Consider the following 1,265-nt stretch of genomic DNA (forward strand, 5'->3'; position numbering starts at 1 on the left):
CTAGTGCTGTGACCGGAAACGATCACCGGGTTGGCGTGTAAGTCGCTCCTGCCGATTGGATGGTGCTGATCACGTTCGATCGGCGCTCAGGAGGCCAGGTGACGCAACCGGTCAAGGTCCGCAGGCTCACGGATCAAGAAGGGCAGAAGCTGCAGCGCATCGTGCGGCGCGGCACGATGAACACGGTGCGCTATCGGCGGGCGATGATCTTGCTGGCCTCGGCCGGCGGCAACACGGTGCCGGTGATCGCGCGCCTGGTGCAGGCCGATGAGGACACCGTGCGCGATGTGATTCACCGCTTCAACGAGATCGGGCTGGCCTGCCTGGACCCTCAGTGGGCGGGAGGCCGTCCCCGCCTGCTGAGTCCTGACGACGAAGAGTTCGTCGCGGCGACGGCCACCACCCGCCCGGCCAAGCTCGGCCAGCCCTTCACCCGCTGGTCCATCCGCAAACTGCTCGACTACCTGCGCCGCCTGCCCGGCCGCGTCTTCACCCTCGGCCGGGAAGCGTTGCGCACCCTGCTGGCCCGCCGCGGGATCACCTTCCAGCGCACCAAGACCTGGAAGGACTCACCCGACCCGGACTTCGACGCCAAACTCGACCAGATCGAGTACGCCCTGACCCGGCGGCCCGAGCGCACCTTCGCCTTCGACGAGTTCGGCCCGCTCGGCATTCGTCCCACCGCCGGGACAGGCTGGGCAGCGCAGGGCGAGCCTGACCGGCTGCCGGCCACCTACCACCGCACCCACGGCGTCACCTACTTCCACGGCTGCTACTCCGTCGGCGACGACCTACTGTGGGGCGTCAACCACCGGCGCAAGGGCAGCAACAACACCTGGGCCGCCCTGAAGTCCATCCGCGCCGCCCGCCCGGACGGCGCCCCGATCTACGTGATCCTGGACAACCTGTCGGCGCACAAGAACTGGCGCATCCACGCGTGGGCCAAAAAACACAAGGTCAGACTACTGTTCACCCCGACATACGCCTCCTGGGCCAACCCGATCGAGGCGCACTTCGGACCCTTACGCCAGTTCACCCTGGCCAACTCCAACCATCCCAACCACACCGTCCAAACGCGGGCCCTGCACGCCTACCTGCGCTGGCGCAACACCCACGCCCGCCACCCCGACGTGCTGGCCGCCCAACGCCGCGAACGCGCCCGCATCCGAAGCGAGAAAGGCATCCGCTGGGGCGGCCGACCTCTGACTTCCGCAGCCTGAAGCCTCGTCATCCAACCCGGCGATCGTTTCCGGTCACAGCACTAG

At 67.7% G+C, this 1,265-nt stretch carries 1 protein-coding gene; it reads left to right on the plus strand.

Annotation, left to right across the window (positions count from 1 at the left end):
* The first annotated feature begins 59 nt into the window (after positions 1 to 59).
* Complete coding sequence (locus LDL49_RS56425) at positions 60 to 1,220, plus strand: IS630 family transposase (protein WP_263656775.1); 1,161 nt, start codon at positions 60 to 62, stop codon at positions 1,218 to 1,220.
* The last annotated feature ends 45 nt before the right edge of the window (positions 1,221 to 1,265 follow it).

The sequence above is a fragment of the Nonomuraea aurantiaca genome (assembly GCF_020215705.1).
In the GTDB taxonomy this organism is placed as follows: domain Bacteria; phylum Actinomycetota; class Actinomycetes; order Streptosporangiales; family Streptosporangiaceae; genus Nonomuraea; species Nonomuraea aurantiaca.

Excerpts from the sequence above, each read along its gene's own strand:
- LDL49_RS56425 (WP_263656775.1), top strand. The coding sequence starts at position 60 with ATGGTGCTGATCACGTTCGATCGGCGCTCAGGAGGCCAGGTGACGCAA.